The following is a 26,561-nucleotide window of genomic DNA, read 5'->3' as shown; positions in this document are numbered from 1 at the left end:
ACGCTGGGGGCATGCCCTCGCCCTCCCTGTCCCGATCCGCCCGTGCCCTGCTGGGGGCGGGAGCCCTGGTGGCGGTCCTCGCGGGGTGCTCCCCCGCCGTCACCGTGGACCCAGCCGAGAACGCCGCCGACCCGGGGTGCGCCCCGGCGATGCTGGCCATGCCGGAGACCGTCGGCGAGCACGAGAGGCGCGAGACCACCAGCCAGGCCACCACGGCCTACGGCGAGCCCACGGCGGCGGTCGTGCGGTGCGGCGTGACCCCGCCCGGGCCCACCACGGACGCCTGCTCCTCCGTCAACGACGTCGACTGGCTGATCCGCCAGGACGAGGACGGGAGCACCTGGACCGCCACGACCTACGGCCGGGACCCGGCCGTCGAGGTGGTCTTCGACAGCACCGCCGTGGCCTCCTCCACCCTGCTGGTCGAGCTGGGCTCCGCGGTGGAGCAGATCCCCGCCGAGCGCCGGTGCCTGGACCTCCAGGACACCGTGGAGGGCCTCTGAGCCGGGGCCGGACGGAGGAGTCCGCCCCCTCCCCCGGGACGTCCCGGGGGCTCGGGAATAGGCCCGTGCCCTGCCCGGTTGTGGCGTGGACACGCGCGCGAGCGCACCGCGCCCCACCACCACGCCAGAAGGAGGCACATCCGTGGCCACCGATTACGACGAGCCCCGCGTCAAGCCCGAGGACGAGCCCGCCAACGAGTCCCTCGAGGTGATCCAGGCGCAGCGCAGCGCCACCGCGCAGAGCCCGGCGATCGACGTCGACGACTCGGACACGGCGGAGGGCATCGACCTGCCGGGGGCGGACCTGTCCCAGGAGGAGCTGCTCATCCAGGTGGTGCCCGAGCAGGACGACGAGTTCACCTGCATGTCCTGCTTCCTGGTCCGCCACCGCAGCCAGCTCGCCCGCGAGCAGGACGGCGCCCGGTACTGCATCGAGTGCGAGGGCTGACGGCCGCGGCACCCGCCCCGGGCCCGCCCGGTCACTCGTGGCGCAGGGAGGCGATGGGGTCCTTCCGCGCGGCCCGGACGGCGGGGATCGTCCCGGCCAGGAACGCGATCCCCATGACCGAGAGCACGATCAGGGCCACCCGCCACGACTCGAACGCGAACAGCGACAGCCCCGGCAGCCCGGACAGGAACCCGTCGGCCAGCGCCCCGCTCAGGGCCGAGCCGCCGACGACGCCCGTGACGGCGCCGACGACCGCCCCGAGGAACCCGATGAAGACGGCCTCGAGGGAGAACAGGCCGAAGACCCTGCCCCCGCTCATGCCCATGGCCTTCATCAGGCCGATCTCCCGGGTCCGCTCCTGGACCGACATCAGCAGGGTGTTGACGATGCCGAGCCCGGCGGCCACGAGCGCGATGACGGCGCAGGCGTTGAGGATCCACACGATGGCGTTGATGACGGCGCGGAACATGCCGAGCTGGTCCTCCACGGTGAGCCCGAGCATGTCCTGCTCCTCCAGCCGCGCCTGGATCCCGGGGGCCAGGGCCATGTCCTCGACCGTGACCGTGGCCATCGCGAAGCTCTCCGGGACCTCCTCCGGGACGCCGCTGACTTGGTAGTCGTAGAGCCGCTCGTTGAACGTGTCCGACGGGATGGGGTTCAGGGAGGTCCCGACGAGACTGGCCTGCGTCACCCCGGAGATCGTGGCGGGGAACGCCCGGTCCTGCTCCGCCATGTTGGTCATGACCACGTCGACGCGGCCCCCGACGGCCTCCTGCGCGGAGGAGAAGCCCAGGTCGGCGACCCAGCTGTCGGGCACCGCGATCTCGTCCCGGCCCGCGGCGGGTGCTCCGCCGGCCACCATCTGCAGGCCCACGGCGTCGACGGGGATCCCCGGGGAGAGCTGGAACCGGCTGCCGTCGGCGGCCTCCAGGTAGGTGGGGGCCACGGAGTACATCGGCTTGACGGAGCGCACCCCGTCCAGGTCCTCGATGACCTCGATGTCCTCGGGGGTCAGCCCTTCGAAGGACACGCCGAACCCCGTGCGGATCCGGGTGGTGTCCGGGTCGTACTCCCGCGGGCCCGAGGTCGAGGACAGCTCGATGAGGGGCTGCGACTTCTGGACGTAGAGCGCGTCGGCGTCGCCGAACGCCGCCACGGTGTCGTCGATGTACCGGTTCACCCCGGTGCCCATGCCGGAGGTGAGGGTCAGGGCGAACGCACCGATGAAGACGGCGAGTACGGTCAGGGTGGCGCGGATCCTGGCGCGCGCGGTGTTGGCGACCGCCGAGGCCAGCAGGTCGGACCACCTCACCGGGCACCTCCGACCGCTCCGACGACGACCTCGTCGTCCGCGCCGGCGTCGTCCCCTCCTGCGGCGTCCCCTCCTGCGGCGTCCCCTCCTGCGGCGTCCGCTCCGGCGGCGGGGGCCTGCCGGGGTGCGGGGGCGTCCACGACGAGACCGTCGTGCAGGTGCACCTGGCGTCCGCAGCGCCGGGCGAGGTCCTCGTCGTGGGTGACGACGACGAGGGTGATGCCGCGCTCCCGGTGGAGCTCGAGCAGGAGGTCCTGGACCACCGCGCCGGTGGCCGAGTCGAGGTTGCCCGTGGGCTCGTCGGCGAAGATCACGGAGGGGTCGTTGACCAGGGCCCGGGCGATCGCGACCCGCTGCTTCTGCCCGCCCGACAGGTCGGCGGCACGGCTGGAGGCCTTCTCCGCCACGTCCAGGCGCTCCAGCACGTCCAGGGCGCGGCGCCGGCGCGCTGCGGGGCGGACCCCGGCGATGCGCAGCGGAAGCACCACGTTCTCCAGGACCGTCTGGTCCGGGGTCAGGTAGAACTGCTGGAACACGAACCCGAACGCGGCGTTGCGCGTCTCGTTGAGCTCACGGGCCGTCATCGACGCCGCCGGCCTGCCGTCCAGGGACACCGTGCCGCGGGTGGGCGCGTCGAGCAGCGCGAGAAGGTGCATCAGGGTCGACTTGCCCGAGCCGGACTTCCCGACGACGGCGACGGACTCCCCGTGCCGGATGCGCAGGTCCACGCCCCGCAGCGCGGCGAAACGGGTGTCCCCCCGGCCGTAGATCTTGACCAGGTTCTCGGCCTCGAGCACCGCGGACGTCATCGAATTCCCCCTGTCGGGGCGACCGTCCCCCCGGACGGCCGCCGCGGGACCACGTCCCTCCCCCATCATGTGCGCAAGCGAATGGTGGCGGCGACCCGATCCGTGTCCCCACTAGTGCTGTCCCGTGCCCCGCGCGGACCGGGACGGCTGCGGAGGACACCCCCGGCGGACCGGTCACGAGGGGCCGGAGGCGCTCGCCGGATCCGGTGCTGCAGGCCGGGACTCCTCCCGTCACGTAACAGTTCACCCTTGCTAATGCCGGGATGTGGACGATAGTTAACAGCACAGCTGTTCTTCGGCAGGGGGTTCCGGCTCCGGGGGACGGGCGCACGCCCCGTCCGCGCCGAACGACGAGCGGCACGACGTGACGGGGGTCCGTCCGCGCGGGGGCGCGGCAAGGACCCCGGTGGGGCCGTGCGGCGCGCTGGCGGTCCTGGGGTGGGCCCGGGCCGACTACGGAGTACAGGAGACGCATCGACATGACAACTACGAGAAGACTGGCTGTTGCCGGTGCCTCGGCGACCGTGCTGGTGGGGGGCCTGTTCCTGGGCGTCCCGGCGGCCGTCGCGGCACCTGGCGACGCCCCGCCGGTCGACGCCCCACCGGGCGCGGCCGCATCCACCGAGGTGGCCGGTGCCGTGGCGGAGCTGCCGGCCGCGGTGCCCGCGGACGTCCCGGTCGCCGAGGTCCTGGTCGCCGAGGCGGCTCCGCCCGCACCGGCGGAGGTCCCGGTCGCCGAGCCCGCACCGGTCGTCGCCGACGTGGCGGCGCCCGAGCTGCCGGCCGCGGCCCTCGCGGACGTCCCGGTCGCCGCGCCCGTGGACGTCCCGGTCGCCGCGCCCGTGGACGTGCCGGCCGCCGAGGAGGTCCTGCCCGCACCGGCGGAGGCGCCGGCTCCGTTCGTGGCCGACGTGGCGCCGGAGGCACCGGCGCTGTCCGACGCGGCACCCGCCGCGCCGGCCGCAGCCGCGGTCCAGCAGGAGGTGGTCCCGGAGCTCGCGCCCCAGGAGGCCGCCGCCGGGGCCGCGAACCCGGGGCTCAACGTGGACACCCGCCTCACCGCGGCACCGATGGGGCAGGCGGCCGGCGCCGGTCTGCTCACGGCGCTGCTCGCGGCGGCAGTGGCCCTTCCCGGTGCGCTCGCGTACCGGGCCCGGAGGCTCGGGCGCAGCGGCGCCTGAGCCGCGTGCCGTGCCGGTGGTGCCCGCGGGGCGGCGCCGGCACGGCACCGACCCCGGCGGAACGCGCCGGGGTCGGAGAACAGGTCAGGTCGGAGGAGGACAGCACAGCATGGCAACGAGCACCGTGGCGGGACCGCCGCGCCCCGTCCCGGCCGAGGAGAGGGATCCCCTGGTCCGGCGGGCGGCGGTGGTGACGCTGTGCGCCGCCGTGCTGTGGGTGGCGCTCATGAACCAGTGGTTCCTCGCCCAGCACCTCCTGGGGCACGTGCCGGCCGCGGCGTCGCCGGTGCGCCTGAGCATAGACTCGGTCGGCTTCGACGCCGACGTGCTCCCCTACGACCCGACCGACGAGGACCTCGAGGGCGGCTCGCTCGTGCCTCCGCAGACCTACAGCGGCTACCGGCTCACGCCGTACGGGATGCCCGGCGAGGGGTCGACGAACACCACGTACATCGCGGGGCACAGCTACGACAAGGTGGAGCTGCCCTTCAACAAGCTGAGCGACCCGACCCTGGTCGGGGAGGAGCTCGAGGTCGAGACCGTGGACGGGACCCTCGACTACGTGGTGGACTCGGTGACCACCTACGAGAAGGACACGCTGAAGGACAGCGAGATCTGGCGGATCGTCCCGAACCGCATCGTCCTGATCAGCTGCTACACCCAGGACGCGGTCGGCAAGAACGTCGTCGTCACCGCGTCGCCCGCTGCGTGAGCCGGGGGCTCCGCCCCCGGTGGCGTGCCGCGGCTCAGCGCAGCCCGACCGGCCGTTCCAGGGCGAGGCCCAGGAGCTCGTCGATCAGCTCGGCGTAGTCGAGCCCGGAGGCGGCCCACATCCGGGGGTACATCGAGATCGGTGTGAACCCCGGCATCGTGTTGATCTCGTTGATGACCACCCGCCCGTCGGGGGTGTAGAAGAAGTCGGCCCGGCACAGGCCCTCCCCGTCCAGCGCCTCGAACGCGGTCACGGCGCTGCGGCGGATCGTCCCGATCGCCTCCTGCGGCAGGTCCGCGGGGCAGCTGAGCCGCGCGGAGGCCTGGGAGACGTACTTCGCCTCGAAGTCGTAGAACGCGTGCTCGTCGACGATCTCGATCTCGCCGGGCATGGAGGTCCGGGCGGCGGCGGTCCCGCGGCCCTGGAGGACGGCGCACTCGATCTCCCGCCCCACGATCCCCGCCTCGACCACCAGCTTGCGGTCGTGCTCGCGGGCGGTCTCGATCGCGGCGTCCAGATCCTCGGCGCGCTCCACCTTCGTGATGCCGAAGGAGGACCCCGCCCGGGCGGGCTTGACGAACACGGGGAAGCCCAGCGCGGCGATGCGCTCGCGCACGTCCTGGGGGTCCACGGCCCACTGCCGGTCGGTCACCACGGTGTAGGGGCCCACCGCCAGGCCCGCCGCCTCGAAGGCGAGCTTCATGAAGTGCTTGTCCATCCCCACCGCGGAGGCCGTGACGCCGCAGCCCACGTAGCGCAGGTCGGCGAGCTCGAGCAGACCCTGCAGGGTGCCGTCCTCGCCGAAGGGCCCGTGCAGCAGGGGCAGCACCACGTCGATGTGCCGGTCCCGGCTGACGGTCTGCCCGCAGGGACCGTCCTGGCGCACGATGAGCTCGCTCTCCCCGACCTTCAGCGGCAGGCTCACGAGCTCGTCGCCCACGGGCAGCTCCGCGATCGGGTTCGCGTCCAGCAGCGCCTCCAGCTCCTCCTGCGGGCAGAGGAACCACTCGCCGGAGGTGGCGATGCCGACGGTCACCACGTCCCACTTGTCCCGGTCGATGGCGCGCAGGACCCCGAGGGCGGTGATGAGGGAGATGGAGTGCTCGCTGGAGCGTCCGCCGAACAGCACGGCGACGCAGGGGCGGGGGGTCATGGGGCGGTCCCTTCGGATTTGATCTCGCGGCCCAGCAGGAGCGGGGCCACGTCGTCGATGGTGATCTCCTCGCGGAGGATGGCCACGACGGCCTCGGTGATGGGCATGTCCACGCCGTGGCGGCGGGCCAGGGCGAGCACGGCGGGGGCGGACTTGATGCCCTCGGCGGTCTGGGTCATCTCCTCCTGGACCTCCGCCGGGGTGAGGCCCAGGCCGAGGAGCCGGCCCGCGGTGCGGTTGCGGGACAGCGGGGAGGAGCAGGTGGCCACGAGGTCGCCCAGTCCGGCGAGGCCGGAGAGGGTCTCCAGCCTCCCGCCGAGGGCGAGCGCGAGCCGGGTCGTCTCGGCGAGCCCGCGGGTGATGATGGAGGCCTTCGAGTTCTCCCCGAAGTGGCGGCCGTCGGCGATGCCCACCCCGAGGGCGATGACGTTCTTGACGACGCCGCCGATCTCGGTGCCCACCACGTCCGTGTTCGTGTAGGGGCGGAAGTAGCGGGTCCGGCAGGCGTGGGCCACCCAGGTGGCCAGGTCCGTGGCGGGGGCCGCCACGACGGAGGCCGTGGGCTGCTCCTCGGCGATCTCCATGGCCAGGTTGGGCCCGGACAGCACGCACGTGCGCGCCCGCCAGTGCCGGGGGCCCAGCCCGGTGGCCCGTCCCAGCTCCTCGGCGACGACCTCGCTCATCCGCAGCCCCGTGTCCCGCTCGAGCCCCTTGGCGAGGGACAGCACCACGGCGTCGCGCTCGAGGTGTCCGGCCACGGCGGTCAGCTGGGCGCGCAGGGACTGGGCGGGCACGGCGAGGACCACGAGGTCCGCGCCGCGCACGGCGGCGGCGAGGTCGGCGGTGATCTCCAGGCGCTCGGGCAGCCGGATGCCGGGCACGTAGCGGTCGTTGACGCGGGTGCGCGCGGTGTGGTCCATCGCGGGGGCGCTGCGTCCCCACAGGGCCACGGTCCGCCCGATCGGCTCGGCCCGGGCGTGGGCGGACTCGCGGGCGCTGTCGGCGAGGATCTTGGCGAAGGTCGTGCCCCAGGACCCGGCGCCCAGCACGGCGATCCTCCGCGGCCCGGCGGCGGGCAGGCCGCCGGCAGGGGCCGCGGCGGTCTCGGGGGGCGTCACAGGCGGCCTCCCCGGCGCCGGTCCCAGAGGACTGCCGGCGCGTCCGTGCCGCGCAGCACCGCGAGCTCCCGGGTCACGGCGCGCATGACGGCGTCGGTGGCGTCCTCGAGCCGCGCCGCATGGCGGCCCACCGGATGGGTCAGGTCGGGGACGTCGTCCCGCCACGGGGTGAGGTCCACGGGCGGGCCGATCCGCACGCGCACGTCCTTCCGGGGGAACAGGCTGACCGTGCGCCGGCCGGTGGAGCGGTCGTGGTCGAGGACCTCCTGGTCCCCCCAGTGCGCCACCGGGACCACCGGGGCCCCGGTCGCGAGGGCCAGGCGCGCGGCGCCCGTGTGCCCGGTCATCGGCCACCGGTCGGGGTCCCGGGTGAGGGTGCCCTCGGGGTAGATCACCACGGCGCCGCCGGAGGCGAGCTCGGCGCGGGCGGCCGTGAGCGCCGCCGCGGCGTCGGCCGTGCCGCGCAGCACGGGGACCTGGCCGGTGGCCCGGAGCACCGTCCCCACCCCGGGGGCGCGGAACAGGGACTCCTTCGCCAGGAACCGCGGCATGATCCCGTTGTCGTAGAGCGTGATCGCGACCGTCAGGGGGTCGAGCTCGGTGAGGTGGTTGGGCACCACGATGAACCCGCCCTCGGCGGGCAGGTGCTCCTCCCCCGTCCAGCGCAGCCGGGCCGCCAGCCGGTAGGCCGGCTTGACGACGCCCGCGAGCACGCGGAACAGGCGGCGGTTCGAGGTGCGGCTCATCGGCGGGCCCGGCTCACTCGCCGTCGAGCTCGAAGGACGCCCCGAGCCCCGTCAGCTTGTCGGTGAAGTGCTCGTAGCCGCGCTCGATGAGCTCCACGCCGGTGACGTGGGACGTGCCCTCGGCGGCCATCGCCGCGATGAGGTGGGAGAAGCCGCCGCGGAGGTCGGGGATGTTGATCTCGGAGGCCTGCAGCGGGGTGGGCCCGGAGATCACGGCCGAGTGCACGAAGTTGCGCTGGCCGAAGCGGCACGGCACGGAGCCCAGGCACTCGCGGTGCAGCTGGATCGTGGCCCCCATCCGGTTGAGGGCGGCGGTGAAGCCGAAGCGGTTCTCGTAGACGGTCTCGTGCACGATGGACACGCCCGTGGCCTGGGTCAGGGCGACCACGAGCGGCTGCTGCCAGTCGGTCATGAAGCCGGGGTGGACGTCGGTCTCCACGATGAGCGGGTTGAGGTCCCCGCCGGGGTGGTAGAAGCGGATGCCCTCCTCCCGGATGTCGAGGCCCCCGCCGATCTTGCGGAACGTGTTGAGGAAGGTCATCATGTCGGACTGCCGGGCCCCGGCCACGAAGATGTCGCCGCCGGTGGCCAGCGCGGCGGAGCCCCAGGAGGCGGCCTCGATGCGGTCCGGCATGGCCCGGTGCCGGTAGCCGGTGAGCTCGGGGACGCCCTCGATGCGGATCACCCGGTCGGTCTGGACGGTGATGATGGCGCCCATCTTCTGCAGGATCGCAATGAGGTCCATGATCTCGGGCTCGGTGGCGGCGCCGCGCAGCTCGGTGTGGCCGTCGGCCCGGGTGGCGGTGAGCAGCACCTGCTCGGTCGCGCCGACCGAGGGGTAGGGCAGCTCCACCTTGGCGCCGTGCAGGCCGTGCGGGGCGCTCATCCGGATCCCGGACTCCAGCTTCTCGACACGGGCGCCGAAGTGGCGCAGCACGTCGAGGTGGTAGTTGATGGGCCGGTCGCCGATCTTGCACCCGCCGAGGTCGGGGATGAACGCCTCGCCGATGGCGTGCAGCAGGGGCCCGCACAGCAGGATCGGGATCCGCGAGTCCCCGGCGTGGGCGTCGATGTCCGCGTGCCGCGCCGTGGTGACGTTGCAGGGGTCCAGGGCCAGCCGGCCGTCCTCGCGCCCCACGTCGACCCCGTGCAGCGCCAGCAGGTTGGTGACGACCTGGACGTCCTTGATCTGGGGCACGTTCTCCAGGACGGACGGTGTGGAGCCCAGGAGGGCGGCCACCATGGCCTTGGGGACGAGGTTCTTGGCACCTCGCACGGTGACCTGCCCGGACAAGGGGATTCCGCCCGTGATGTGCAGTGCGCTGCTCATGACCTTCCGATCTGCTGTTGCCGGGCCACCCCCGAGCGGGAGCGGCACCCGTACAGTGTAGGTTCCCCGGCGAGGGCCCCCGCACAGGGGCGGGCGTCGTGCGTGTCCGGGACAGCACGACGGCCCGGCGGGCCGTGGGAGGCTCCGCCGGGCCGTGCCGGGCGTGACGGGGTCAGGTGCGGGCGGGCAGCGTGGTCGGCTTGAAGGCGGGACGGCCCGCCTCGAACGCGGCGATGTCCTCCTCGCGCTGGAGGGTGAGCCCGATGTCGTCGAGGCCCTCCATGAGGCGCCAGCGCGTGTAGTCGTCGATCGTGAACGGCACCGTCACCGTGTCGCACGTCACCGTGCGGGACTCGAGGTCGACCTCGATCTCGGTGCCGGGGTGCTCCTCGATCAGCTTCCACAGCAGCTCGACGTCCGCCTGGTCGACCTGCGCGGCCAGCAGCCCCTGCTTGCCCGAGTTGCCGCGGAAGATGTCCGCGAACCGGGAGGAGATGACGGCCTGGAAGCCGTAGTCGCGCAGCGCCCACACCGCGTGCTCCCGGGAGGAGCCGGTGCCGAAGTCGGGCCCGGCCACCAGCACGGAGCCGTGCCGGTACGGCTCCCGGTTGAGCACGAAGTCCTCGTTCTTGCGCCAGGCGGCGAACAGGGCGTCCTCGAAGCCGGTCTTGGTGATCCGCTTGAGGTAGACGGCCGGGATGATCTGGTCGGTGTCCACGTTGGACTGGCGCAGCGGGACGCCGACACCCCGGTGGGTGGTGAACTTCTCCATGGCAGGGCCTTTCTGGGCTTCGGGTCGAGGGCTCAGGCGCCGGCGGACGCGAGGTCCGTGGGGGCGCCGGCGGGCTCGAGGTCGGACGGGGAGGACAGCGTGCCGCGCACCGCGGTGGCGGCGGCCACCACGGGCGAGACGAGGTGGGTGCGCCCGCCCTTGCCCTGCCGGCCCTCGAAGTTGCGGTTCGACGTCGAGGCGCACCGCTCGCCGGGGGCGAGCTGGTCCGGGTTCATGCCCAGGCACATCGAGCAGCCCGCGAAGCGCCAGTCCGCGCCGAAGTCCTTGAACACCCGGTCCAGGCCCTCGGCCTCGGCCTGCAGCCGCACCTTGGCCGAGCCCGGCACCACCATCATCCGGACGTTCTGCGCCTTGGCGCGGCCCTTGACGATCTCCGCCGCCGCCCGCAGGTCCTCGATCCGGGAGTTGGTGCAGGAGCCCAGGAAGACGGTGTCCACCGGGATCTCCTTCATCGGGGTGCCGGCGGCCAGGCCCATGTACTCGAGGGCCCGGCGGGCGTTGGCCTTGTCGTTCTCGTCCCCGATGTCCTCGGGGTCGGGGACGGCCTGGGACAGGGGGACGCCCTGGCCGGGGTTGGTGCCCCAGGTGACGAACGGCTCGAGCTCGTCCGCGTCGAGGAAGACCTCGGCGTCGAAGACGGCGTCCTCGTCGGTGCGCAGGGTCCGCCAGTACTCGACGGCCGCGTCCCAGTCGGCGCCCTGCGGCGCGTGCGGACGGCCCTGGACGTAGTCGAACGTGGTGTCGTCGGGGGCGATCATGCCCGCGCGGGCGCCGGCCTCGATCGACATGTTGCAGATGGTCATCCGAGCCTCCATGGACAGGGCGCGGATGGCCGAGCCCCGGTACTCCAGGACGTAGCCCTGTCCGCCGCCGGTGCCGATCTTGGCGATCACGGCCAGGATGATGTCCTTGGCGGACACCCCCGGGCGCAGCGTGCCCTCGACGTTGATGGCCATGGTCCGGAACGGGGCGAGCGGCAGCGTCTGGGTGGCCATCACGTGCTCGACCTCGGAGGTGCCGATGCCGAAGGCCAGGGCCCCGAACGCGCCGTGGGTGGAGGTGTGGGAGTCGCCGCAGACCACGGTCATCCCGGGCTGGGTGAGGCCCAGCTGGGGGCCCACCACGTGCACGATGCCCTGCTCGGCGTCCCCGAGCGGGTGCAGGCGCACGCCGAACTCGGCGCAGTTGGCCCGCAGGGTCTCGATCTGCTTGCGGGACGTGTCGTCGGCGATGCGGGAGAAGATGTCCTGCGTGGGCGTGTTGTGGTCCTCGGTGGCGATCGTGAGCTCGGGTCGGCGCAGCGGGCGGCCCGCCAGGCGCAGCCCCTCGAAGGCCTGCGGCGAGGTGACCTCGTGGAGCAGGTGGAGGTCGATGTAGAGCAGGTCCGGCCGCCCGTCCTCGCCCTGGCGCACGAGGTGGTCCGCCCAGACCTTCTCGGCGAGGGTGCGCCCGCCCCGAGGCCCGGAGGGTGCGGCGGAGGTCGTGGAGGGGGTCGAGGACTGGTAGTCCGGCATGGCGGATCCTTCCGTGCTGCCTGTGCAACGTGTTTCCTCCATGGTCGGCGCCCGGCTCGCGACGGGCCAGCTTTTGGGCTTGCTTCTCACATTTTGAGACGTCAGTATCAGTGCATGGACACATCTGGACACATGGATCCGTCCGGCGCCCCGCTCGGCACGCCGCTGGGCGGGCAGGGCACCGGGGAGTCGCTCGCGCTGACCGCGACCACCGCGCCCAGCGGGGTGGGGGTGGTCGACAAGGCCGCGATGATCCTCGACGCCCTCGAGGCGGGGCCGGCGACGCTGGCCCAGCTGGTGAGCGCCACGGGCCTCGCCCGGCCCACCGTGCACCGGCTGGCCGTGGCACTGGCCCACCACCGGTTCGTGGGACGGGACATCCAGGGCCGGTTCGTGCTCGGCTCCCGGCTCGTGGAGCTGGCGTCCGCGGCCGGCGAGGACCGCCTGATCGCGGCCGCCGGCCCCGTCCTGATGAACCTGCGGGACGCCACCGGGGAGTCCGCGCAGATCTTCCGCCGGCAGGGCGACTGGCGCGTGTGCGTGGCCTCCGCCGAGCGGCCGATCGGGCTGCGGGACACGATCCCGGTGGGCACGCAGCTGTCGATGAAGGCGGGCTCCGCCGCGCAGGTGCTCGTCGCGTGGGAGGACCACGACCGCCTGCTCGAGGGCCTGCGCCACGCGCGGTTCTCCGCGACCGTGCTGGCCGGGGTGCGCCGCCGGGGCTGGGCGCAGTCGCTGGGCGAGCGCGAACCGGGCATCGCCTCCGTCTCGGCCCCGGTGCGCGGACCCTCGGGCCGGGTGATCGCCGCGGTGTCGATCTCCGGACCGATCGAACGGCTCACCCGCCAGCCGGGCCGGCTGCACGCCGAGGTCGTGGTGCAGGCCGCGCGCCAGCTCACGGAGGCGGTCCGGGCCACCACCCAGTAGCCGGGCGCCGGCGGCCCCCGCCCTGCCGTCCCCCGCCGTGCGGCGGGGGACGCTCCGCGGCCGCCGCGCTCAGCCGCGCAGGACGGCCAGCGCCCTCCGGAAGGCGGCGAAGGCCTCGAGCTCCGCCCGCACGGGGTCGACGACGGTGCGCCGGGCGGCCTCGGCCACCGACTCGCGCAGCCGGCGCCGCACCGAGCGCTCCCGCATCCGGGCGCCGAAGCCGGCGAGGACCCGGCCGGTCAGGGCCGTGAAGATCCCGAGCACCACCCCGGCGAGGACGAGCAGCGTGGGCACGGGCAGCGGGAAGCCCTCGACGTACGGGGGCGGCGGGACGGGGATCTGGAACCACTCGAGCAGGAACAGGCCCAGGAGCCACAGCAGACCCGCGACCACCGCGAGCATCGCGAGCCACTGGACGACGTCGAGGACGAGCCACCACCAGGAGTTCCGCCCGGCCCGGAAGTCGGTGCGGGCGACCGCCTGGTCGATCGCGTCCGGCAGCCTCTCCTCGTGGGTGCGCGCGGCCTGCCGGACCGACCGGGTCCACGGTTCGGCGGCCCCGTTTGCGGCGTCGTGGGCGAAGGTGCGCACCGCGGAGTCGGCCGCAGCCCGCTGGGCGGCGCCCATGGGCGGCAGGGACGTGCGGTTGACCTCGGGGTTCACGGTCCCACCCCGGTCGAGGTTCAGCCGCCGCATCGGGTCCTTGCGGAACCTCAGCAGCCACCGGGTGGGGATCCACCCCGTGTGCCCCGCCGCGTGCAGGGCGTAGGACCTCCCGGCGGCCCGGGCGATCCCGGGCACGTTGGCGGCCTGCGCCAGCCCGTCGGTGAGCCGCTCCTGCGCCGGCTCGGTGATCCCGGCAGGCTCCCCGTCCCCGGAGGCCTCGGCGAGCAGCGCGGCGGCGTCGTCCACGTCGGCGTCGAGCCGGGCGCCGACCGCCGCCCTGGTGTCGGCCACCTGGCGGATCCGCGCGCGGAGGGCCTCGACGCCCTCCCCCGTCACCGCGGAGACGGCCACCGGCTTCGACAGCCCCGTGGTGGGCAGCCCGTCCTGGGCCACGAGCTCCTCGAGGGAGGCCATCACGGCGGGGACCTCGGCGGCCGGCAGCCGGTCCACCTGGTTCATCACCACCATGGTCACGGCCCCGTGCCGGGCCAGCGGCGCGATGAACTCCTGGTGGATGACCGCGTCGGCGTACTTCTGCGGGTCCACGACCCACACCACGACGTCGACCATGCCGACGAGACGCTGCACGATGGTGCGGTGGTGCAGGCTCACGGAGTCGAAGTCCGGCAGGTCGAGCAGGATCAGACCGCCGGGCGCCTCCGCGGCGGGCGCGCCCGTGATCCGCTCCTTGACGCGCGTCCACCGGCCGGCGTCCGCGTGCCCGGTGGGCAGGGGCGTGTCGACGTGGTGGCGCTGGGTGACACCGAGCCAGTCCAGCAGGGCCTCGCTGCCCGGCTCCCCCCAGACGGCGGCCAGCGGCTCGGAGGTGGTGGGGCGGCGGGCGGCGGCCCGGGCGATGTCCCGTCCCACGACCGCGTTGAACAGGGTGGACTTCCCGGACCCGGTCGCCCCGAAGAAGCCCACCACGGTGTGGTCGGCGGACAGGGAGCGCCGCTCGGCGGCGCGGTCCAGGACGGTGCGGGACGCCGCCACGGCCACGTCGTCGAGCCGGCCGGAGGCCAGCTCCGTGGCGCGCGCGAGCGCGGTGAGCCGTTCGGAGAGAGTCGGCGCCGCCTGCCGGGCGGGGCTCATGCGCTCTCCCCCAGCGTCCGCCCGGCGGCGCGGATGCGCTCGGCCACGGCCACGAGCTCGTCGGCCTCCGGGTGCCCGTCCAGGACGTCGAGGCGCCGCAGGAACACGGACGCCTGCTGGTCCATGACCGTGTGGATCCGGGACTCGAGGTTCTTGCGGGCGTCCTCGGCCATCCGCCGCACGGCGTCCTCCCCGAAGACCGCCTCGAGCAGCTTGGTGCCCACCACGCCGGAGCCTCCGGCGATGCCGACCTCCAGCCCGGTGAGCCCGCCCGTCATGGAGAACACGCCGATCATGAGGATCACGGTGAGCGCGTTCACACCCAGCGACATGGCCCGCGCCCTGGTCCGCTTGTCCGCGCCCTCGCGCTGGATCAGCTCCATGAGGTCGCCCTGCCAGGCGCGCACCTGCTCTGCCGTGCGCTCGCGGAAGTCCGGGGGCAGCGAGCCGAGGTCGGACCCGCCGAGCAGGACCCGGCCCGCAGGCTCGTCCAGCCAGCGGCGCTCCGCGGTCTCGGAGGCGCGCGCGGCCTCCTCAACGATCACGGTCTGCAGACCGGTCTCGATGGCCTCCTCGACCTGGACCTCGGGTGCCGGCCGCCCGCTGAAGAAGGCGGTGAGCCGGTCCCGCATCCGGCCGATCCCGGCCTCGAGGTTGCGGAAGAACTCGCCGGTGCCCACGAAGTCCTGCCAGCGGGCGAGGACCTCGCCGCGCAGCAGGGTCCCGTCCCGGGTCGACTCGATGACGGCGGCGAGCGCCTCGTCGAAGGCGCGGTCCACGTCGTGGCGCAGCTGCGCCTCGACGCGGTGCTGGGAGAGCACCGCCGTCCCGGCCGCGCCGGTGCGCTCCGCGATGGAGCGGACCGCGCCGCCGAGGGTCCGGCGGGCGATCTCCGAGCGGGAGGCGGCGTTGCGCCCCAGTTCGGCCAGGAAGTCCACCACGGGGGCGACGACGTGGGGCGGGAGCATGCCCATCTCGTTGAGCGGTGACTCCGGGACGGTGAACACCGGGGCGTCCCCGAGGCCCTGCTCGGCGAGCATCCGCCGGAGGTCGTCCTCGATCTCGGCCTCGAGCCCCTGCGGGACCCGGTCGAGGACCACGGCCACCGTGATGTCCCGCTGGGCGGCCTCGACGAGCAGCCGCCACGGCACGGCGTCGGCGTAGCGGTTCGCGGTGGTCACGAACAGCCACAGGTCGGCGGCGGCCAGCAGCTGCCCCGCGAGCCGGCGGTTCTCGTCGGAGATCGAGTCGACGTCCGGGGCGTCGAGCAGGGCGACGCCCTCGGGGATCCGCGGCTCGGCGAGCAGCACGAGGGCCTGGCCGTCCGCGGTGCCGGGCAGCGCGGACGGGGAGGCGGTGTCCGCTGCGGTCGAGCCGGCGGGGATGACCTTCCGCGCGTGGATCCGGCTCAGGTGCGGGAGCACCCGCTGGGTCGAGAACGCCTCGGCGTCGCGCGGGTGGTGGATCAGGATGGGCTGCCGGGTGGTCGGGCGGATGGCCCCGGACCGGGTCACGGGGTGCCCCACGACCGCGTTGACCAGGGTCGACTTGCCGGCGCCCGTGGAGCCGCCGACCACCGCGAGCAGCGGCGCGTCGAGGGAGCGCACCCGGGGCAGCACGTAGTCGTCGAGCTGGGCGACGGCACGGTCGATGTCCTCGCGCTCGCGCAGCACGTCGGTCGTGGACAGCGGGAGGGTCGACGCCGCGAGCAGCGCCCGCGCGTCCTCGAGGGCGCTCAGGATCTCTGTCTGGTCGGTCACAGGGACATTGTGCCAGTCAGCCTGCTGTGCACCTACGCGGCGCGGGTCGCCGGGGGCTCACGCCATCCGGACGGCGATCTTGCCGCGGACATGCCCCTCCTGGCTGAGCCGGTAGGCCTCCACACCCTCGGCCAGGGGCACGCTGCGGGCGAGCTCTATCCGCAGCGCGCCCCGGTCCACCAGACGGCCCAGCTCGGTGAGGTCCTCGGCGGAGGGACGCACCCACATCCACGTCCCGCCGTGGGCCTCGACCGCGTCGTCGGCCACGGAGGCGTGCCGCCCCCCGTCCTTCAGGACGGCGAGCGTCTGCTCCACGACCCCGCCTACGAGGTCGACCACGACGTCCACGCCGTCCGGAGCCAGCTCCCGGACCCGCTCGGGCAGCCCGTCCCCGTAGGCCACGGGCTCCGCGCCGAGACCGCGCAGGTACTCGTGGTTGGCCTCCGACGCCGTGCCGATCACGCGGGCGCCCCGGGCCGCGGCGAGCTGGACGGCGTAGCCGCCCACGCCCCCGGAGGCGTTGTGCACGAGCACGGTCTCTCCCGCGGCCGCCTCCAGGCGGCCGAGGACCTGGTAGGCCGTGAGCCCGGCGAGCGGCAGCGCGGCCGCCCGGTCCCAGTCCACGGAGGCCGGCTTCGGCGCGAGCAGGCGTGCGGGCAGGGCGACGTACTCGGCCATCGTCCCGCCGTGCACCCAGTCCGTGCGGGCGTAGGAGATCACCTCGTCGCCCGGGGCCCACTCCGGGACGTCGATGCCGACGGCCTCCACGACCCCGGACACGTCCCAGCCGGGCACCACCGGGAACTGGACCTCCATCAGCGGATCGAGGCCGCCGGCCATGATCTTCCAGTCCACGGGGTTGATCGCGGCGCTGCGCACCTTCAGGAGCACCCAGCCCGGGGGGACCTTGGGCTCGGGGAGGTCGGTGAGCTCGAGGACTTCGGGGCCGCCGTAGCGGGCGTACGTCAATGCCTTCATGCTCCGCGCAACCGGCGGTCCCGGGAATCTGTTCCCGGCCGCGGGTCAGCGGCCCGGCTCCCGCAGGTGATCCGCGGCGTAGGCGGCGAACACCTCCCCGGGGGCCTCCCCCGTGCTGACGAAGTCCTCCCGCAGCTTTCGCGCGAGCTGCTCCAGGGCCAGGCCCAGGCGGCGGGCGCTCGTGCGCACCGGCGGCGCCGAGGACGCGGCGGCACGGTCGCGCAGCTCGAGGGCGTAGGCCAGCTGCCGGGCCAGGGAGAGGTCCGGGTCCTCCTCCTGGAAGTAGTACGTCTCGCCGTGCTGGGTGAAGTCGATCCGGGCCCGGGACACCTCCGCGGTCAGCCCGTCCAGCACCCGGGCCGCCGTCACGGGGTCCTCCTCCGCGATCCCGTCCGCGTACTCCACCTCGGCGAGGGACGTCAGCTCGAGCGCCAGGGCCCGGCGGCGGGACAGCGGCGGATAGATCTGGGTGAACCACGTCAGGGCCGCCGTGAGCAGGGCGAACCCGGTCAGCGCCTCCAGCGGGGTGGCCAGCCGGATCCAGGGGTCGGTGGCCACGACGTCCCCGAACCCCAGCGTCGCCAGGGTGACGAACGAGAGGTAGAGGGCCTCGAGGAGATCGGGGTAGGCGGCGGGGTCCACCCCCGGCGAGTACGTGAAGCCCTCGGGGACGTGCGGCAGGTAGATCAGGGCCCAGCCGAGGCCCTGCAGGAGCACCCACAGGAGCACCACCGTGATCATCGAGCCCGGGCCCACGGCCGAGCCGAAGCGGTGCCCGGTGCGCCGGGAGACCCACCAGACGCCCGACTGCACCCGGCCGCCGACGGCGCCCGAGCCGCTGGGGTGCAGCAGGCTGTGGTACATGTCCCGCAGGCCGAGCACGATCACCGTGGTCCCCAGCAGCGTCAGCAGCACGTCCACGTCGTCGCTCCGTCCCAGTCGATGACCGTCCTTCCCGGGGACCTTACCCGGTGGCGCCCGGGCCCGTCCCGGAGGTTCGGCCTCCGTGCTTGCCCCGGGGACCATCAGCAGGGTTACGGTGGAAGCATCCGCTGCCCCGGACGGCGACGCGGCCCCCACAGGGACGGAAGGACGACGATGGACATCAACCTGGTGCTGGCGCTCTTCGCCGGAGCCGTCCTGCTGATCTCGGCGTTCTCGACGCTGCTGCAGCGGATCAGTCTCCCCGGCCCGGTGCTCGCCCTCGCGTTCGGCGCGCTGATCGGCCCCTACGCGCTGGACCTCGTGCGGATCGAGGACTTCGGCCTGCCCCCGGGAACGCTGCTGGAGCAGGCGGCGCGGATCACCCTGGCGGTGGGCCTGGCCGGGGTCGCCCTGCGCCTGCCGCACGGCTACTGGCGCAGCGACGCCCGCTGGATCGCCGTGGTCATCGGGCTGGGCATGGCCCTGATGCTCGTCGTGGCCACCGGCGTGCTGTGGGCGGCGCTGGGTGTGCCGTTCCTGGTGGCGCTGCTGCTGGGCGCGATCATCACCCCGACCGACCCCGTGGTCACCACCCCGATCGTCACGGGTTCCCTGGCCGAGGAGCGGATTCCCGAGCGGGTCCGGCACAATCTCTCGGCCGAGAGCGGGCTCAACGACGGACTGGCCTACCTCTTCGTCCTCCTCCCGGTGCTGCTGCTGACCGAGCCGGACCGGGCGTGGCACGAGCTGCTGACCACCGTCCTGCTGTGGGAGGTGCTCGGCGCGGCGGTGTTCGGGGCGCTGGCGGGCTTCCTGCTGGGCAGGCTGTTCGTCGTCGTCCGCCGGCACGGGCTCATGGAGGAGAGCTCCTACCTGGCCTTCGTGGTGCCGCTGGCACTCGTGCTGCTCGGGACCGGCAAGCTGCTGGGCACCGACGCCCTGCTGGCCGTCTTCGTGGGCGTCGCGGTCTTCGGGCAGGTGATCCCCCAGCGGGACGAGGCGCAGGAGGACAAGGTCCAGGACGCCGTGGCCCGGCTGTTCCTGCTGCCGGTGTTCATCCTGCTCGGTCTGGCGCTGCCGGTCGGTGAGTGGGCGGAACTGGGCTGGGGTGCTCCCCTGGTCCTCGGCGCGGCGCTGCTGCTGCGCCGCTTCGTCGCCCTGTGGGCGCTCCGGCCGCTGCTGCGGGGCGTGCACGACCGCGCCGAGACGCTCGTCCTGAGCTGGTTCGGACCCATCGGCGTCTCCGCCCTGTTCTACGCGACGCTGGCCGAACGGCACACCGGCAACCACGAGATCTTCGTCCACACCACCCTGGCCGTCACCCTGTCCGTGCTCGTCCACGGGCTGTCCACCGCACCGCTGAGCGCGTGGCTCCAGCACCGGGAGCCGGAGCGCAAACAGGAGGAGGAGACCCCCGCATGAGCCCGCAGCACCCCTGTCCCGGACCCCTCATCACGGACCGGGAGGCCCGCCGTGTGGTTTGACTCCCGGGCATAGGGCGCCACCGCCCTGGCCCTGCTCGCGGCTCTCCAGCTGCTCGTGGCCCTCGTCTCGGCGCGCCGTCCGGGGGCCCGGCGCTTCTTCACCTCGGACCCCGTCCTGCTGCTGGCCGATGGCCGGATCCGGGGCGAGGCGCTGCGCCGCAACCGGCTCACGGAGTCGGAGATCCGTCAGGCGGTGCGCATGCAGGGCACCGGGGACCTCTCCCGGGTCGAGGCGGTCGTGCTCGAGACCAACGGCAAGCTCAGCGTCATCACATCGAGCTCCTACGGCGACGGGTCCGCGCTCGCGGACGTCCGCGGGACCGAGGCCCTGGGCGACGACGACCGCCGGGGACCGGCCGGCCCGGAGGCGTGAACCGCACGGCGCGGTGGCGCTGCGCCGGGCCCGGTGCTCGCACGTTCCCGCCCGCCGTCCCGGGGCGGTCAGGGGCCGGAGCGGCCCTCCTGCTCGAGCAGCCGCAGCCGCTCCCGGTACTCGTCCTCGGTGAGCTCTCCGGCGGCGTGGCGCTCCAGCAGGCCGTCACGGGCCCGCCGCAGGCCGAGCCGGGTGCGCGACCTGCGGCCCCAGCGGGTGTTCTGCCCGTAGCGTCCCACGAGCCACCGGACGCCCCGGGCCACGGTCCACACGGCGGCGGCGGCCAGCAGGGCCCAGGACATCACCTCCCAGCCCTGGAAGGGGGTCAGTCCCAGTTCGCCCACGGTCCCACCGTCCCTCCGGCGTCGTCCGTCGTTCCTGTCTCCGGCGGCGCGCCGTCCGGGGCGCGCTCGGTGGCCGAAGAGTAGCAGTCGCCTCCGACGCCGGGGCGGTCCGGTCGGGAGGGGCCGGCGGCCGCCGGGCCCACGGGGCGCCGGAGGGGTCAGCGGGTGAGCGTGCCGATGCCCTCGATGATCGCCGCGTGCACGCGCGGGTCGCTGAGCGGCAGGAAGTGACCGCGCGTGCCGAGCCGGACGTTGCGCGCCCCTTCCAGGTGGCTGCCGCCCGGGATGTGGGGGTCGAACAGGCCGTAGACGGAGACGATGTGCTGGTTGACCTCCCGGCGGGTGGTCAGCGCGGTGAGCTCCGGGGAGTGGGGCAGGAACACCCGGATCGTCGGGAGGGGCAGGAGCCGGGCGAGCTCGGAGCCCGTGAAGGGGGTGTTGACGGCCACGAGCCCCCGGATCACGGTGCCCTTGTTGTGGTGGGCCAGGAGGTGCTTGCCGATCAGCCCGCCCTTGCTGTGCGCCACCAGCACGCAGCGCTCGATCCCCTCCCGGCGGATGTGCTCGTCGACCAGCGCCGCCATGTCCTCGATGGTCCCGGTGTTGAACCTCAGGTCCTCCACCACGTGGACGTCGTGGCCGTGCTCCCGCAGCAGCCCGGCCACCGGGAGCATGAACGTCCACGACTCGTAGATCCCGGGGATCAGCACGACCGGCGTCCGCCCCGGCTCTCCCCGGCCCCGGTAGTGGGCGGGCTCCCACCGGCCGAGGACGCCCGCGGCCTGCCACCGGACCGCGTAGACGTAGTCGCGGGCCCAGGCCGCGAGATTCGCGGCCGCCGCGCCCGGCCGCGGGATCACACCGGGCTCCCGGGACGGCAGGCGGCGAGGAAGGGCGCGCAGGCGGCGGCGAGCTCCCGGGGGTCGGTGTGCTGGACGTTGTGCGGGGCCCCGGGGATCTCCAGGAAGCGGGCGTCGGGGGCCGCCCGGGCCAGCCGGCGGGACCAGTCCCGCCGGGCGATGGGGTCCCGGGACCCGCGCACCACCAGCCCGGGGGGCGTGCAGCCCCGGATGTCCTCCTCGATCCGGTCGCGGAGCATGTGCCGGGCAGTGCGCAGATAGCGGAGCGGGCCCATCCGGAGGTAGTCGCGGACGACCACGGCGTTGGTGCGCAGGGGCTCGCGCGCGGTGTCCCGCAGCAGCCGCCGTCCCTGGCCGAGCAGACTGCGCGCGGTGGGGTCGACGGTCGGTCCCACCAGCACGTAGCCGGCGCACAGCCCGGGGTGGTCCCTGACGGCGTCCACGACGACCTGGCAGCCCATGGAGTGCCCCACGACCACGGGAGCCCGCAGCCCCAGCGCCTCGACGGCCCCCGCAACCACGCGGCCGAGCTCGGGCACCGACAGGGGCCGGGCGGGGCGCGGCGAGGACCCGCAGCCCGGCAGGTCGACGGCGTAGACGTCGTGCGTGGCCGCGAGCGCGTCAGCGAGCCGCAGGAAGTACCGGCCCGACATGCCGATGCCGTGCACGAGGACCACCGGGGGCCGCGCGCGGTCGAAGGTCCCCCGCACGTCGACCGCGTGGGTGCCGGCGACGACGCGCCGCCGCTCGAGCCCCGGGTGCCCCCGCGCCCTCACCGGTGGGTCGCCTCGAGCGCCAGGCGCACGACGTCGAGCGGGTCCCGCCGCACGGCGTGGGCCGCCAGCTGCCGCCGGGCGCCGGAGCCGTCCCGCAGGACGCCGGCCACCACGGACTCCACCTGCGCGGCCTCGTCCCACTCGGCGAGCACGGGGCGCACGACGGCCAGCAGCTCCGCCACGACGTCCGCGGCCGGGGCGGGCGCGCCGGAGGCCGGGCTGATCAACGGCCCCTCGACGCCGTCCCTGCTGGCCTGCCAGGACCAGGTCCGCAGCTGCGCCGCGCTCACCGGCGGCGCAGGGAGGCCCGCCCGCCACTGGCGGGCGGCAGTCTCGACCAGCGCCCGGCCGAGGGCGGCCAGCACCCCGGCGTGCTCCGCGTCCAGGCACATGTCGGTGATCCGGATCTCCACGGTGGGGTAGCGGGCCGAGAGCCGGGCGTCGAAGTAGATCATGCCGAGGTCGAGGGGCACCCCGGAGCGCAGCAGGGCCTCGCGCTGCCGGTCGTGCTCCTCGACCGAGCCGAAGACCTCCGTGGGACCGGAGGTGGGCCAGCGGACCCAGGCCTGGTAGCGGTAGCTGCTGAAGCCGCTCTCCCGGCCGTACCAGAACGGGGAGTTGCCGCTCAGGGCGAGCAGGACGGGCAGCCACACCCGGATGCGGTCCAGCACGGCCACGCCCTCCTCGCGGCTGCCGACGCCCACGTGGACGTGGAGGCCGCAGGTCAGCTGCTCGGCGGCCACCAGCCCGAAGCGCTCCTGGAGCCACCGGAAGCGCGGTGCGGGCACGAGGTGCGGGGCGCCCGCCGTGACCGGTGAGGCGAGGGCGACGGCGCGGGCACCCACCGCGCGGGCGGCGGCGTCGGCCAGGCGGCGCCCCTGACGGATCGCGGCGATCTGCTCCGCGAGGCCGGTCAGCGGAGGACTCGCGACCTCGATCTGCTCCTGCTGCAGCTCGGTGGTGACCTGGTGCGCCGGTGCCGTCGCCGGGGAGGAGCGGACGCCGGCGGCGTGCGCGTCCACGGCGTCCGGGCCGGCGGGGGCGGGCTCCAGCGTCACGGCGTCCACGAGGAGCAGCTCCTCCTCCACGCCGAAGGTGCGGGTGGGGCCGGTGGTCGCTGCGGGGGACGGGTGCGGGAAAACGGTGATCACCACCATCCGGGAGGGGCTGGAGCGGTGCGGACGGGCTGGGCGGGAGGCCCCGCCGTCGTCGCCGGGCGGATCCCCCGGCTCACTGCGGAGCGTAGCACCGGGGACCCGCGCAGCGCCGCTGCGGGAGCTCGCCACGCCTCTTGACGCGGAGGGCGGGGCGGGGTTCGCTGGAGGGGCCAGGAGGGGAGTATCCCCCCGCGCAGCGTCGTCACGACGGTCCCCCGCAGGATCCGGCGCGCGGGCCCGGAACGGGCCGGGAGAGACCTCCGGTCGGGAACCGGAGGGTGGCTGGTGGCGATGGACGTCCCGTTCTGGGGGTGGGCCGCGGTGATCGGCGGCATCGTGGTCCTGCTGGCCGTGGACCTGCTCGCCCACCGGCGCCCGCACGCGATCGGGCTGCGCGAGGCCGCGGTGTGGACGGCGGTGTGGGTGGCCTGCGGAACGGGCTTCGGGGTGGTGGTCTGGGCCGTCTTCGGGTCGCAGGCCGGCCAGCAGTACTTCGCCGGGTACCTGATCGAGAAGTCGCTCTCCGTGGACAACGTGTTCGTCTGGGCGGTCCTGCTCACGTACTTCGCCGTCCCCCGCGCCTACCAGCACCAGGTGTTGTTCCTGGGCGTCTTCGGGGCGCTGGTGCTGCGCGGCGCCTTCATCGCCGCGGGCGCGGCGCTGATCCACGCCTTCGAGGGAGTGCTCTACCTCTTCGCCGCGTTCCTGCTCTGCACCGGGTGGCGGATGCTCCGGCAGCGGGAGGCGCGTCTTGACCCGGACCGGTCGGCGGTGCTGCGGGTCTTCCGCCGCTGCGTGCCGATGACCGAGGTGTTCTACGGGCAGCGGCTCGTGGTGCGCGTCGGCGGGACGCTGCGGGCCACGCCGCTGCTGGCGGTGCTGGTGCTGATCGAGGCCACCGACGTGGTCTTCGCCGTCGACTCGATCCCGGCCGTCTTCGCGGTCACCGACGAGGTCTACATCGTCTTCACCGCCAACGCCTTCGCCGTGCTGGGGCTGCGGGCCATGTACTTCCTGCTGGCGGACCTGATGCACCGTTTCGTGCACCTGCGCGCCGGGCTGGCCCTGGTCCTGGTGTGGGTGGGGGTGAAGATGGCGCTCAAGGTCGACGTGGTCGACATCCCCACGGGAGTCTCCCTCGCGGTGATCACGGCCGTCCTGGTCGTGTCGGTCGGCACGAGCCTGCGCGCCACCCGCGGGCAGGGGCGGCGGGCGCCGCAGTGCCCGGAGGCCCCGCCGTTCCGGACCGCGACCCCCGCCGAGCTCGCGGCGCTCCAACCCCTGCGGCCGTCCCGGGCCGCCTCCGCGGACCGGGGCGAGGACGGCCGGAGCGGCCCCTGAGGGGCGCGGACCGCGCCCCGTGGGAGGGTCGCCGCCCCGTGAAGGAGCCGACCCCGTGCACCGCAAGCTCTCCGTCCTCGTCGAGGTGGACCCCGACGGCCGGTTCGTCCGGGTCAGCGTGACCGGTCCCCTGACCCGCGCGAACCAGCAGGCCCTCCACGCCGCGGCCGGGGCCGGCGCTGCGCGAGGCCTCCTGAGCCTTCCGGCGCAACGTTGCCGCGACCGACGGCCCGGATGCGAAGATTGGCGGCAGTGCACACGACATCCTGAGCGCGACCCACCGTGGGGCCGGGGATGAGGAACAGGACGGCGGGACCCATGAACGACCACCCCACGAGAGATCGGGCCGCGGAGGCCACCGGCGGGCTCGACCCCCGCCGGTCGGCCGGGCGTCTGGTCGCCGTGGACGCCGCCCGGGGACTGGCTCTCGTCGGGCTGACGGCGGTCCACTTCCTGCCGCAGTCCTATCCCGACAACGACCGGCCGACGCTGTCCTGGCTGCTGTTCGCCGGGGACTCCGCGGCGCTGTTCGCGCTGCTCGCCGGGGTCGGCCTCGCCTTCTCCACCGGAGCGCGCAGACCCCGCAGGGGCCGGGACCTGACCGCCGCCCGCGCGGGGATCGCGGTGCGCGCGCTGCTGATCATGGTGATCGGGCTGACCGTCGGGTACCTGATGCCGGCGGACCCGCCGGCCGTCGGCATCCTGGTCCACTACGGGCTCTTCTTCCTGCTCGCGCTGCCCTTCCTGGGGCTGCGGGCACGGACCCTGCTCCTGTGCTCGGGCGCGTTCCTGCTCCTCGGGCCCCTCCTGATCCACTGGCTGGGCGACGTGGTGCCCGAGCACAGCGCCGCCAACCCGACGTTCGCCCACCTCGTCACCGAACCGGTCGCGCTCTTCTGGCAGCTGACGCTGACCGGCACGTACCCGGCCGTGACGTACATGGCGTACCTGCTCGCCGGGCTGGCCCTCGGCCGCCTCAACCTCAAGAGCCTGCGTCTGCAGAGCCGCCTCCTGGCCGCGGGACTCGGCCTCGCGGCCCTCGCCAAGCTCGTCTCCTGGGTGCTCCTCTACGGCATGGACGGCTACAACGTGCTGCTCTACAGCATCGTCTCCCTCACCCGGGCGGACCTGGACCACCTCGTCGTCTTCGGCGCCGACGGGCCCCTGCCGACGTCCTCGCTGTGGTGGCAGGCGCTCTCCGCCCCGCACACCAACACGCTCCTCTCGGTGGCCTGGAGCCTCGGAGTGAGCACGGCCGTGCTCGGCGCCTTCCTGCTCGCCGGCCGCGAGTTCGGCAAGTGGCTGCTGCCGCTCACGGCCATGGGGGCCATGACCCTGTCCCTGTACACAGGACAGCTGGTCCTGCTGGCCACCGAGGTCCACTACAGCAGCCCGCTGCTCTGGTTCGCCGCCTGCCTCCTCGTCTCGGCGCTCGTGGCGCTCGCCTGGCGGCACGCCTTCGGACGGGGTCCGCTGGAACGGCTCGTGTCCGCGGCCGCGCACGCGACCACCCGTGCCGTCGCCGATCGGGGGACGCCCCGCGGCCCGGAGACCCCCAGGAGGCCCCTGGGGTAGCACGTGCCTCCGCCGGCCGGACGCGCGCCGACGGCTGAAACACGGCCCCGGCCGCTCGCGGGCCGCACGGATCCGTTAGCGTGACAGCAGCGCCGCCCGGCGCCGGCAGTCGGAGCGCCCGCCTGCCGTGGACCTCAGGAGGAACCATGCCGAAACCCGTCATCAGCAAGGCCAGCACCGTCTGGACCGGCGATCTCTTCAACGGCTCGGGCACCACCAGCCTGACCGGCTCGGGCCTGGGCCCCTTCGACGTGGACTGGGACACCCGCGCGGAGAGCGGCGCCGGCGCCAAGACGAGCCCCGAGGAGCTCCTGGCCTCCGCGCACGCCACCTGCTACGCCATGGCGTTCTCCAACATGCTCGCCCAGAACGAGACCCCGCCGACCCGGATGGACTCCTCGGCCGAGGTGACCTTCGTGGCGGGCGAGGGCATCAAGGGGGTCGAGCTGACCGTGGTGGCGCAGGTGGAGAACATCTCCGCGGAGGACTTCGCGCGCATCGCCGAGGAGGCCAAGGCCGGCTGCCCGGTCTCCCAGGCCCTGTCCGTGGACATCACCCTGAACGCCTCGCTGGCCTGATCCGGCGCCCGGCCCCGCCGGCCCGGGCACTGCCCCGGCCGGCGGGGCCCGCCGCGTGTCGGTGACGGCGGCGGACGGCGGCCCGGGCGGCGACGGCGTGGCAGGTC

The 26,561-nt window shown here is 74.2% G+C and carries 26 protein-coding genes; 10 read left to right on the top strand and 16 right to left on the bottom strand.

Features of this window, described 5'->3' with window-relative positions; translation table 11 throughout:
• Positions 1-11: 11 nt before the first annotated feature.
• Together EQG70_RS07540 and EQG70_RS07535 are read left to right on the top strand one after the other, a co-directional pair.
• A complete protein-coding gene (locus EQG70_RS07540) occupies positions 12-503 on the top strand; it encodes a DUF3515 family protein (RefSeq protein WP_095651683.1) in 492 nt (163 codons plus the stop codon).
• 142 nt (positions 504-645) lie between these two features.
• Positions 646-951 (top strand): DUF4193 domain-containing protein, encoded by a 306-nt coding sequence (locus tag EQG70_RS07535; RefSeq protein ID WP_017833185.1) that lies wholly within the window; start codon positions 646-648, stop codon positions 949-951.
• A 31-nt stretch (positions 952-982) separates the two neighbouring features.
• Here the strand turns inward: EQG70_RS07535 and EQG70_RS07530 are convergent, their stop codons facing one another.
• Both EQG70_RS07530 and EQG70_RS07525 read right to left on the bottom strand, forming a co-directional pair.
• Positions 983-2,263, bottom strand: coding sequence for an ABC transporter permease (locus tag EQG70_RS07530; RefSeq protein ID WP_035928937.1), 1,281 nt, complete (start codon positions 2,261-2,263; stop codon positions 983-985).
• A complete protein-coding gene (locus EQG70_RS07525) occupies positions 2,260-3,072 on the bottom strand; it encodes an ABC transporter ATP-binding protein (RefSeq protein ID WP_109268009.1) in 813 nt (270 codons plus the stop codon). Before EQG70_RS07525 ends, EQG70_RS07530 begins: the two co-directional genes overlap by 4 nt.
• Before the next feature lie 479 nt (positions 3,073-3,551).
• On the opposite strand from EQG70_RS07525, the gene EQG70_RS07520 reads away from it, so the two are divergent.
• Both EQG70_RS07520 and EQG70_RS07515 read left to right on the top strand, forming a co-directional pair.
• Positions 3,552-4,253, top strand: coding sequence for a hypothetical protein (locus tag EQG70_RS07520; RefSeq protein ID WP_126346259.1), 702 nt, complete (start codon positions 3,552-3,554; stop codon positions 4,251-4,253).
• 109 nt (positions 4,254-4,362) lie between these two features.
• Positions 4,363-4,965: a class F sortase gene (locus tag EQG70_RS07515; protein ID WP_017833189.1), complete on the top strand. Its 603-nt coding sequence runs from the start codon at positions 4,363-4,365 to the stop codon at positions 4,963-4,965.
• Between the two features lie 34 nt (positions 4,966-4,999).
• Here EQG70_RS07515 and EQG70_RS07510 read toward each other — a convergent pair whose 3' ends face one another.
• The 6 genes from EQG70_RS07510 to leuC form a co-directional block, all read right to left on the bottom strand.
• Positions 5,000-6,118 (bottom strand): D-alanine--D-alanine ligase family protein, encoded by a 1,119-nt coding sequence (locus EQG70_RS07510; protein ID WP_017833190.1) that lies wholly within the window; start codon positions 6,116-6,118, stop codon positions 5,000-5,002.
• Positions 6,115-7,236 carry an NAD(P)H-dependent glycerol-3-phosphate dehydrogenase gene (locus tag EQG70_RS07505; protein ID WP_095651678.1) on the bottom strand — a complete coding sequence of 374 codons (1,122 nt, stop codon included), beginning with the start codon at positions 7,234-7,236 and terminating at the stop codon, positions 6,115-6,117. The genes EQG70_RS07510 and EQG70_RS07505 overlap by 4 nt, the downstream gene beginning before the upstream one ends.
• Positions 7,233-7,982: a lysophospholipid acyltransferase family protein gene (locus EQG70_RS07500; RefSeq protein WP_017833192.1), complete on the bottom strand. Its 750-nt coding sequence runs from the start codon at positions 7,980-7,982 to the stop codon at positions 7,233-7,235. The genes EQG70_RS07505 and EQG70_RS07500 overlap by 4 nt, the downstream gene beginning before the upstream one ends.
• Before the next feature lie 13 nt (positions 7,983-7,995).
• Positions 7,996-9,312 carry a UDP-N-acetylglucosamine 1-carboxyvinyltransferase gene (gene murA, locus EQG70_RS07495; RefSeq protein ID WP_017833193.1) on the bottom strand — a complete coding sequence of 439 codons (1,317 nt, stop codon included), beginning with the start codon at positions 9,310-9,312 and terminating at the stop codon, positions 7,996-7,998.
• 172 nt (positions 9,313-9,484) lie between these two features.
• On the bottom strand, positions 9,485-10,084 hold the full coding sequence (gene leuD / locus EQG70_RS07490) for a 3-isopropylmalate dehydratase small subunit (RefSeq protein ID WP_017833194.1): 600 nt from the start codon (positions 10,082-10,084) through the stop codon (positions 9,485-9,487).
• 32 nt (positions 10,085-10,116) lie between these two features.
• Positions 10,117-11,619: a 3-isopropylmalate dehydratase large subunit gene (gene leuC / locus EQG70_RS07485; RefSeq protein ID WP_035928931.1), complete on the bottom strand. Its 1,503-nt coding sequence runs from the start codon at positions 11,617-11,619 to the stop codon at positions 10,117-10,119.
• 249 nt (positions 11,620-11,868) lie between these two features.
• On the opposite strand from leuC, the gene EQG70_RS07480 reads away from it, so the two are divergent.
• Positions 11,869-12,546, top strand: coding sequence for an IclR family transcriptional regulator (locus EQG70_RS07480; protein ID WP_051063755.1), 678 nt, complete (start codon positions 11,869-11,871; stop codon positions 12,544-12,546).
• A 69-nt stretch (positions 12,547-12,615) separates the two neighbouring features.
• On the opposite strand, the gene EQG70_RS07475 is transcribed toward EQG70_RS07480, so the two are convergent.
• Genes EQG70_RS07475 through EQG70_RS07460 form a run of 4 tightly spaced genes read right to left on the bottom strand, consistent with a single transcriptional unit; the run spans position 12,616 to position 17,963 of the window.
• Positions 12,616-14,304, bottom strand: a complete 1,689-nt coding sequence (locus tag EQG70_RS07475) for a dynamin family protein (protein ID WP_109268011.1) — start codon at positions 14,302-14,304, stop codon at positions 12,616-12,618.
• On the bottom strand, positions 14,301-16,064 hold the full coding sequence (locus EQG70_RS07470; RefSeq protein ID WP_017833198.1) for a dynamin family protein: 1,764 nt from the start codon (positions 16,062-16,064) through the stop codon (positions 14,301-14,303). Before EQG70_RS07470 ends, EQG70_RS07475 begins: the two co-directional genes overlap by 4 nt.
• Positions 16,065-16,121: 57 nt before the next feature.
• Positions 16,122-17,042, bottom strand: a complete 921-nt coding sequence (locus EQG70_RS07465; protein WP_035928924.1) for an NADP-dependent oxidoreductase — start codon at positions 17,040-17,042, stop codon at positions 16,122-16,124.
• A 45-nt stretch (positions 17,043-17,087) separates the two neighbouring features.
• On the bottom strand, positions 17,088-17,963 hold the full coding sequence (locus EQG70_RS07460; RefSeq protein WP_017833200.1) for a potassium channel family protein: 876 nt from the start codon (positions 17,961-17,963) through the stop codon (positions 17,088-17,090).
• A gap of 177 nt (positions 17,964-18,140) precedes the next feature.
• On the opposite strand from EQG70_RS07460, the gene EQG70_RS07455 reads away from it, so the two are divergent.
• Positions 18,141-19,388: a cation:proton antiporter gene (locus tag EQG70_RS07455; RefSeq protein ID WP_109268012.1), complete on the top strand. Its 1,248-nt coding sequence runs from the start codon at positions 18,141-18,143 to the stop codon at positions 19,386-19,388.
• A gap of 117 nt (positions 19,389-19,505) precedes the next feature.
• Positions 19,506-19,823, top strand: a complete 318-nt coding sequence (locus tag EQG70_RS07450; protein WP_232035283.1) for a DUF421 domain-containing protein — start codon at positions 19,506-19,508, stop codon at positions 19,821-19,823.
• A 68-nt stretch (positions 19,824-19,891) separates the two neighbouring features.
• Here EQG70_RS07450 and EQG70_RS07445 read toward each other — a convergent pair whose 3' ends face one another.
• The 4 genes from EQG70_RS07445 to EQG70_RS07430 form a co-directional block, all read right to left on the bottom strand.
• Entirely contained in the window at positions 19,892-20,167 is a 276-nt protein-coding gene (locus EQG70_RS07445; RefSeq protein ID WP_035928915.1) for an SHOCT domain-containing protein, read from the bottom strand.
• Positions 20,168-20,325: 158 nt separating this feature from the next.
• Positions 20,326-21,027: an esterase/lipase family protein gene (locus EQG70_RS07440; RefSeq protein ID WP_109268014.1), complete on the bottom strand. Its 702-nt coding sequence runs from the start codon at positions 21,025-21,027 to the stop codon at positions 20,326-20,328.
• A complete protein-coding gene (locus EQG70_RS07435) occupies positions 21,024-21,803 on the bottom strand; it encodes an alpha/beta fold hydrolase (RefSeq protein WP_031282909.1) in 780 nt (259 codons plus the stop codon). The genes EQG70_RS07440 and EQG70_RS07435 overlap by 4 nt, the downstream gene beginning before the upstream one ends.
• Positions 21,800-22,954: a glutamate--cysteine ligase gene (locus tag EQG70_RS07430; protein WP_232035282.1), complete on the bottom strand. Its 1,155-nt coding sequence runs from the start codon at positions 22,952-22,954 to the stop codon at positions 21,800-21,802. The genes EQG70_RS07435 and EQG70_RS07430 overlap by 4 nt, the downstream gene beginning before the upstream one ends.
• Before the next feature lie 297 nt (positions 22,955-23,251).
• Between EQG70_RS07430 and EQG70_RS07425 the strand changes: the two genes are divergently transcribed.
• The 3 genes from EQG70_RS07425 (at position 23,252) to EQG70_RS07415 (ending at position 26,454) form a co-directional block, all read left to right on the top strand.
• A complete protein-coding gene (locus tag EQG70_RS07425; protein WP_043738896.1) occupies positions 23,252-24,301 on the top strand; it encodes a TerC family protein in 1,050 nt (349 codons plus the stop codon).
• A 318-nt stretch (positions 24,302-24,619) separates the two neighbouring features.
• The gene (locus tag EQG70_RS07420; RefSeq protein WP_035928909.1) at positions 24,620-25,876 is read left to right on the top strand and encodes a heparan-alpha-glucosaminide N-acetyltransferase domain-containing protein; all 1,257 of its coding nucleotides are present in this window, start codon (positions 24,620-24,622) and stop codon (positions 25,874-25,876) included.
• A 146-nt stretch (positions 25,877-26,022) separates the two neighbouring features.
• The gene (locus EQG70_RS07415; RefSeq protein ID WP_109268016.1) at positions 26,023-26,454 is read left to right on the top strand and encodes an OsmC family peroxiredoxin; all 432 of its coding nucleotides are present in this window, start codon (positions 26,023-26,025) and stop codon (positions 26,452-26,454) included.
• Positions 26,455-26,561: the final 107 nt, after the last annotated feature.

Source organism: Kocuria rosea (assembly GCF_006094695.1).
Lineage (GTDB): Bacteria > Actinomycetota > Actinomycetes > Actinomycetales > Micrococcaceae > Kocuria > Kocuria rosea.
The sequence above is the reverse complement of the archived record's forward strand: the minus strand, read 5'-3'. Positions and strand labels throughout refer to the sequence as shown.

Bases quoted from the DNA above. Each gene is read 5' to 3' on its own strand.
- EQG70_RS07540 (WP_095651683.1), top strand. From the start codon at position 12: ATGCCCTCGCCCTCCCTGTCCCGATCCGCCCGTGCCCTGCTGGGGGCG.
- EQG70_RS07525 (WP_109268009.1), bottom strand. From the start codon at position 3,072: ATGACGTCCGCGGTGCTCGAGGCCGAGAACCTGGTCAAGATCTACGGC.
- EQG70_RS07520 (WP_126346259.1), top strand. From the start codon at position 3,552: ATGACAACTACGAGAAGACTGGCTGTTGCCGGTGCCTCGGCGACCGTG.
- EQG70_RS07515 (WP_017833189.1), top strand. From the start codon at position 4,363: ATGGCAACGAGCACCGTGGCGGGACCGCCGCGCCCCGTCCCGGCCGAG.
- EQG70_RS07510 (WP_017833190.1), bottom strand. From the start codon at position 6,118: ATGACCCCCCGCCCCTGCGTCGCCGTGCTGTTCGGCGGACGCTCCAGC.
- EQG70_RS07500 (WP_017833192.1), bottom strand. From the start codon at position 7,982: ATGAGCCGCACCTCGAACCGCCGCCTGTTCCGCGTGCTCGCGGGCGTC.
- murA (WP_017833193.1), bottom strand. From the start codon at position 9,312: ATGAGCAGCGCACTGCACATCACGGGCGGAATCCCCTTGTCCGGGCAG.
- leuD (WP_017833194.1), bottom strand. From the start codon at position 10,084: ATGGAGAAGTTCACCACCCACCGGGGTGTCGGCGTCCCGCTGCGCCAG.
- leuC (WP_035928931.1), bottom strand. From the start codon at position 11,619: ATGCCGGACTACCAGTCCTCGACCCCCTCCACGACCTCCGCCGCACCC.
- EQG70_RS07480 (WP_051063755.1), top strand. From the start codon at position 11,869: ATGATCCTCGACGCCCTCGAGGCGGGGCCGGCGACGCTGGCCCAGCTG.
- EQG70_RS07475 (WP_109268011.1), bottom strand. From the start codon at position 14,304: ATGAGCCCCGCCCGGCAGGCGGCGCCGACTCTCTCCGAACGGCTCACC.
- EQG70_RS07465 (WP_035928924.1), bottom strand. From the start codon at position 17,042: ATGAAGGCATTGACGTACGCCCGCTACGGCGGCCCCGAAGTCCTCGAG.
- EQG70_RS07455 (WP_109268012.1), top strand. From the start codon at position 18,141: ATGGACATCAACCTGGTGCTGGCGCTCTTCGCCGGAGCCGTCCTGCTG.
- EQG70_RS07425 (WP_043738896.1), top strand. From the start codon at position 23,252: ATGGACGTCCCGTTCTGGGGGTGGGCCGCGGTGATCGGCGGCATCGTG.
- EQG70_RS07420 (WP_035928909.1), top strand. From the start codon at position 24,620: ATGAACGACCACCCCACGAGAGATCGGGCCGCGGAGGCCACCGGCGGG.
- EQG70_RS07415 (WP_109268016.1), top strand. From the start codon at position 26,023: ATGCCGAAACCCGTCATCAGCAAGGCCAGCACCGTCTGGACCGGCGAT.